The organism is Streptomyces sp. NPDC058240, assembly GCF_042882135.1.
In the GTDB taxonomy this organism is placed as follows: domain Bacteria; phylum Actinomycetota; class Actinomycetes; order Streptomycetales; family Streptomycetaceae; genus Streptomyces.
Map to the genome: position 1 here is coordinate 20,972 of NZ_JBHVWT010000062.1, position 5,754 is coordinate 26,725.

Annotated in this window: 5 protein-coding genes; 1 reads left to right on the forward strand and 4 read right to left on the reverse strand. The window is 69.3% G+C overall.

The window, feature by feature from the left end:
• Window positions 1–328: 328 nt before the first annotated feature.
• The 4 genes from ACFVX4_RS37980 to ACFVX4_RS37995 form a co-directional block, all read right to left on the reverse strand.
• Window positions 329–1,633, reverse strand: a complete 1,305-nt coding sequence (locus tag ACFVX4_RS37980; protein ID WP_389986857.1) for a hypothetical protein — start codon at window positions 1,631–1,633, stop codon at window positions 329–331.
• A gap of 489 nt (window positions 1,634–2,122) precedes the next feature.
• On the reverse strand, window positions 2,123–3,190 hold the full coding sequence (locus ACFVX4_RS37985; protein WP_389986860.1) for a WD40 repeat domain-containing protein: 1,068 nt from the start codon (window positions 3,188–3,190) through the stop codon (window positions 2,123–2,125).
• A gap of 585 nt (window positions 3,191–3,775) precedes the next feature.
• Window positions 3,776–3,976, reverse strand: coding sequence for a hypothetical protein (locus ACFVX4_RS37990; RefSeq protein ID WP_389986863.1), 201 nt, complete (start codon window positions 3,974–3,976; stop codon window positions 3,776–3,778).
• A complete protein-coding gene (locus ACFVX4_RS37995) occupies window positions 3,973–4,815 on the reverse strand; it encodes an IS5 family transposase (RefSeq protein ID WP_389986866.1) in 843 nt (280 codons plus the stop codon). The genes ACFVX4_RS37990 and ACFVX4_RS37995 overlap by 4 nt, the downstream gene beginning before the upstream one ends.
• Before the next feature lie 374 nt (window positions 4,816–5,189).
• Between ACFVX4_RS37995 and ACFVX4_RS38000 the strand changes: the two genes are divergently transcribed.
• On the forward strand, window positions 5,190–5,732 hold the full coding sequence (locus tag ACFVX4_RS38000) for a hypothetical protein (RefSeq protein WP_389986869.1): 543 nt from the start codon (window positions 5,190–5,192) through the stop codon (window positions 5,730–5,732).
• The last annotated feature ends 22 nt before the right edge of the window (window positions 5,733–5,754 follow it).

A 5,754-nucleotide genomic window follows, 5' to 3' on the forward strand; every position in this document is an offset into this window, starting at 1 on the left:
CGCCACTGGCTTCGGCCAGGCTGTTTGACCGACCGCGATTGTCCTTGTGGGGGCGTTGGCTGGAGAGTAGAAGCGGCGCCAGAAGCCACCTCTTGTGGTTTCGGCCCCCGCTTTTCGTGGTGCGGTGTCAGGCGCGGGTGGGAGCGATGTAGCGCCGGACGGCGACCATGAGGCCGAAGGCCAGGGCGAGACCGGCCAGACGGGAGCCGCCGAGAACGGTCTTAGCGGTGGCGCCGGTCAGGTCCTGGTCGTGGATGACGACCTGGCCGGTGGCGTAGCAGACGCCCCAGATGGTGCAGACGGTGGGTGGGTTTTCTCGTCAGGGCCGTCAGAGCAGCTCGCACAGGTTCCGTTCCGCTTGTTCGGCGAGGTCGGACACGCGATGGTAGAGCCACATGCCGAACGGCTCGACGGTGCTGGGCAAGGCGGGCGGCGGCAGGCACTCCAGCGTGTCGCTGAAAGGGACCACCGGGTGCTCCCCGGACGGGGAGCACACACGCTGGTCGAATGCGAACGACTGGTCGTAGTGCCAGCCGCCATGGAACACGAACAGTTCCGCGAGCTCGGGGTTGTCCACGGCGTCGGCGTGGTCGTCCGTGTCGTAGGTGCCCGCGGAGTCGATTTCCAGGCAGCTCCAGCCACCACCACTGACGTTGCCGCAGTAGAACATGTCCAGGCCCGCACACGCCTCGCTGTGGAGGACCCAGGTGATCGAGGCGTAGATGCGGGCAAAGTAGTCCCAGCTCGACTCGTCGGCGCGAGGCGTGCCGGGCTGGGCGGAGCGCCAGCGACCGACGCGTTTGGCGTGCATGTCGAGGAAGAAGTTGGCATGCCCTTCCGATTCTTCGACCCGTGCCTGATCCTGCGGTACGTCCAGCAGTTCGGTGACGAAATGCGCGGTGGGGATCCGCCGGTGCAGATCGGTCAGGATCGAGACCGCCGCGTCCACGGCCGCGAACGCGTCCGGCGGCACCGGGACCGGCGCCGCCGTCGGCACCGTGGCCGAAAGCACCACGTCGGCGGGTGGCACCGGCCGTGGGTTGGGGTGCTGGGCTGGGAACGTTTCAATGAGGTGCAGGCTGAATCCGTCCTCCTCCTTGCCGCGGACGAGACGCTCGGCGCACGCGATGGCGGCCTGCCGATCGGCCCCGGCCGTGCTGACCCGTTGCCCGTTCTCCAGGGTGTGCTCGCCGTCGACCCGGATCGTCCAGGCCGTGCCGTCGCGGCGGTACTCGCGCACGGTCACCCGGGTCTCGGTGGCGTTCCACGGCGCGCCGTCACGGAACCCGAGTGCCCTGTAGTCGGCCAACAGGGCGGCGACGTCACCTGGCGCGATCCGCGACGCGACCAGCGGCCCGTTGAGCACCCCGCGGCGGACGACCGCGGTGTCACTACGCACCTCCACGTCCACCACCAGCTGATCGCGCAGGCGGTACAGCGTGCTCCGTGCGGTGACCGGGTCGGCAACCGTGACCGCGTCGGTGTCGTGTACCACCAACCCTCCAGCACTCCACAGGCGCAGCTCCCACGCCGGCGCGTAGAACCAGACTTCGGCTGGGGTATCCAGCGCCGGGCTCTCGTAGACGATCTTTTCCCCGCCGTTGAGCCGTATCAACCGGTCCCAGTCAGTCATCCGCATCCATTCGCCGCTGTGCCCTCATAATCTGGCTAGCCGCCCGACCGATAGACATCCAACCAGCCCCCACCGACACATCCCCCCGACGCGGCACCCTCGCCACACAATCACGTAGTTAGAACTCGCGCGGATTGGTGATGGGGCCGGCTCTGGTGGTAGGGCGGGCACAGTTCCGGGTGGTCCCGGAGTCGCGACACTCTGTGATCACCGGGGGGTGCCTGTTCTGCCGTTGTCACTGTCCTCGCCGTTGTGGGAGCGGTTCTCGGCGTTGTTGCCCGGTTGGACAGGGACGTGCTGTCCCCGGTTCCCCAGCCATCCGCGTGGGTGGTCGTCGGCCCGGTGCGGGGCAGTGGATCGGGCGAACCGTGGGTACCGTCCGTGTTGTTGGGTTTCGCCGGACGGCTTCCGGCGGGTGGGCGGGCATGCCGTCGGGCGGGCCGGCCCGCCAGGGCTGTATGGACTGGACGGGCCGGTTGGGCTGGTTGGTCAGTGGGGGGACAGGGTCGCGATGTCGTGGCCGAAGGCGACGGTCAGGTGGGTGTTGTGCGGTGTCACCGCCACCGCCTCTATCGGTGCGGGGAAGGTCAGTGCCGGTCCTGTCTGCCGGTGGGTGGTCAGGTCCCATACGCGTACTGTTCGGTCGTCGCTGCCGGTGACCGCTATGGGGCGGCCGTCCATCACCCCCGTAGCCACCGTCGGCATCCAGCCGGTGTGACCGGTGAGGGGTTCGCCGACCTGCTTCCCGGTGGTGTGGTCCCACACCCGCACCGTCTCATCGTTGCTGCTGGTGACGGCGATGGGGCGGCCGTCCACCACCCCCGTCGCCACCGCCAACACCTCGCCGTCGTGACCGGTCAGGGGTTCACCGACCTGCTTCCCGGTGGCCAGGTCCCACACCCACACCGACCTGTCCCGACTGCTGGTGACGGCGATGGGGCGGCCGTCCACCACCCCCGTCGCCACCGCCCGCACCCAGCCGGTGTGACCGGTCAGGGGTTTGCCGACCTGCTTCCCAGTGGTCAAGTCCCAGACCCGCACCGTCTTATCGATGCTGCTGGTGACGGCGATGGGGCGGCCGTCCACCACCGCCGTCGCCACCGCCCGCACCGAGCCGGTGTGGCCGGTCAGGGGTTCGCCGACCTGCTGTCCGGTGGTCAGGTCCCACACCCGCACCGTCTTATCGTTGCTGGCAGTGACGGTGATGGGGCGGCCGTCCACCACCGCCGTCGCCACTGCCCGCACCCAGCTGGTGTGGCCGGTGAGGGGTTCGCCGACCTGCTGTCCGGTGGCCAGGTCCCACACCCGCGCCGACTTGTCCCGGCTGGCGGTGACGGCGACGGTGCGGCCGTCCACCACCCCCGTCGCCACCGCCGACACCTCGCGGTCGTGACCGGTGAACGCACGCCGGAACGGGGCATCGACATTGCTACCGGTGGCCCAGTCCACCCTCCACCGCGCCGCCGGTTCACCCTCCACCAGCACGGCACTGATCCGCGCCGACAGGTCCCGGTCCCCGTACCGGGCCGCGTCCAACGCCAGCAACTGCCGCCGCACCCCAGGTGACGCTCCCCGATGCACATACGCCGACGCCCGATACACCGCCGCCGCCAACCGCGCCCCCGGACCCACCCCCGAATCCAGCAACCCCCACACATGATCCGGATCACCGTTCACCAGCAACCCCGGATCCGACCACCACGCACCCGCCCCGGACAGAGCCGTTGCCGAACCACCTTCACGCGCACCGTTACTCATGACCGGCACCGTAGACGCCCCCACCGACACCCACCAGCCCCGGTAAACCCCCACGCGGAAGATCCGTAGCCCGTTACGTACATCTACTGATAACCACGGCCCCGAAACCGCCACACACCCACAGCACTCACCGCCGGCAGCAGCCGGCCAGCCGCACCACGACCCGACCAGGACCCCCAAGCCCGGCCTGCCCCCGCAAGTTCCTGCCTTCCCGACCGTGCCGCATCCCACGGTGTGGAACCGTGTGGAACCGCCCGGGGCGCATACGGACCCCGGCGCCGTCGATTCGCACGCAGGGCCACGAGCAGGACCAGGACGAACCGCCCCGGGCCAGCCCTACAGGTGCGGGGAAGGTCAGTGCCGGTCCTGTCTGCCGGTGGGTGGTCAGGTCCCATACGCGTACTGTTCCGTCGTCGCTGCCGCTGACAGCGACGGGGCGGCCGTCACGGCTGTCGCGACCGTGGTGACCGGTCGGGTGCGGCCGGACAGCAGGGGACCGATACGGCGGCCCGTGGCGGGGCCGGTCAGCCGCAGCCACCGGCCCACCGAGACCACGATCACCTGCCACCGTTGGTGTGCAGTCATGGGCGGCGGTGCGGTCGTCCGTCCCAGCGGTGGGTCATCCACGCCCGGCGGATCACGCTGCGGACGGTGATGACGGTGTCGGCGAGGTCGAAGAACGCGTCGATGACGACGGCCCGGCGCTCATAGCAGCGGGCGAGGCGCTGGAAGGCGTTCTGCCAGGCGTGGGTGCGCTCCACATGCCACCTCTGACCTGCCTGGATCGGCGCCTTCTCGCCCTTGTGCGCGATCCGGCCGTGCAGGCCGCGTTCGGCAAGCAGGGCGCGGGTCTTGTCGGAGTCGTAGCCGGCGTCCAGGTGCACGGTGATGTCGTCGGGCAGGGGTCCGAGGTCGTCCAGCAGGTCCAGGGTCGGGGCGAGCAGCGGGGAGTCGTGGCGATTGGCTCCGGCCAGGACGCGGCCCAACGGAATGCCGTAACCATCCGTCATGCCGGAGCGTTTCAGGCCCTGTTTGCCGCGGTCGACCGGCGAATGCCCGGTTACTTCGCCGCCTCCGGGAGCCTTGGTGATGGCGCCGTCGACGGCGATCCGGTCCAGGACGAGGCCGACGATCCGGTCGTAGCACTCCAGGGCGATCCTCTTGAACTCGGCGAAGACGCCCAGTCGTATCCACTCATCGCGACGGCTGCGGATCGTGGTGGCCGAGCAGGTCGTGTCGGCTATCGCTTGGTAGGAGCAGCCGAAGCGCAGCAGTTGCAGCATCTTGTCGAAGACGATCCGGTCACTGATGCGCCGACGGTGGCAGCCCAGCGGATGGTCCCGGTGGTAGGCCGGCCGCGCGGGCAGCAGGAGCGCGAACTGGTCCCAGAGCGGTTCGGTGAGCCACGACGGCAGCACAGGCACAGGTCTCCTCAGTAATCACAGAGCGTCGCAACCCCATGATCACCGGGACTTGCGCCCGTTCTGCTGCCGGTGTCCCCAACCGTGCCTATCCGCGTGGCCTCTTATTTACGTAGTTTCACGAAGCGGTCCCCACGGCCCCGGCCCGGACAAGACTCGTTCCAGACCCCACGGCCCGCCCGCATCTCTCCAAAAATCCGCGAGGGTCCTCATCGACTCTCTCCTGTCTGACAGGTCACCAGAATGTTGCCGCAGTAAATGCCGGATTTACCGCGGCGGAGCCCCTACCGTGATCACCGCGACCTGCGGCGGACCAATCCGGCCGCCGGGGCGAGGTGTACGCATTTACTGCGGCAGTACCGGAAGGGTGGGACGGCGTGACGATCGAACCAGTGACCGAGATCGGGAGCGGCGGCGCACTTCGGTTGCCGCGCGCTCGGGTCGTACCTCTGTCCGCCCCGCCCGCGTCGTACACCGCGGCGGTCGAGCGCTACCTCACCGGCGCGGGCATCGCGAAGTCCTCCGCGCGGATCTACCGGATCTCGCTGACGACGTGGGGATGGATGCTCACCGGCGAACCGGCGCCGACCGGACCCGCCCGCCGGGGCGCGAAGCCGCCCGCCGTCCCCGTCGCCGCGATCGACGACCCGGTGCTGCCGGAGGTGTTGGCCGAGCTGGCGGCGGCGCGGGCGGACGAGATGGACGCCGACACCGTCAACCGGGAGCTGTCCATCGCGCGCAAGGCGATCGGCTGGTGGCAGCGCCAAGGCTGGATCGAAGGCGATCCGACGATCGGCATCGAGCGGCGACCGGCGCCACCGGACCGCACCAAGGCTCTGGCGGAGAATCAGAGGGCGGTATGTGACGTGATGCCACGTTTGCTGTCGCTGGAACGTGTGGCACAGGCGTATCGGGGCTGATCGGAGAGTCCTGTCGTGCTGG

Excerpts from the sequence above, each read along its gene's own strand:
- ACFVX4_RS37980 (WP_389986857.1), bottom strand. The coding sequence starts at position 1,633 with ATGACTGACTGGGACCGGTTGATACGGCTCAACGGCGGGGAAAAGATC.
- ACFVX4_RS37990 (WP_389986863.1), bottom strand. The coding sequence starts at position 3,976 with ATGACTGCACACCAACGGTGGCAGGTGATCGTGGTCTCGGTGGGCCGG.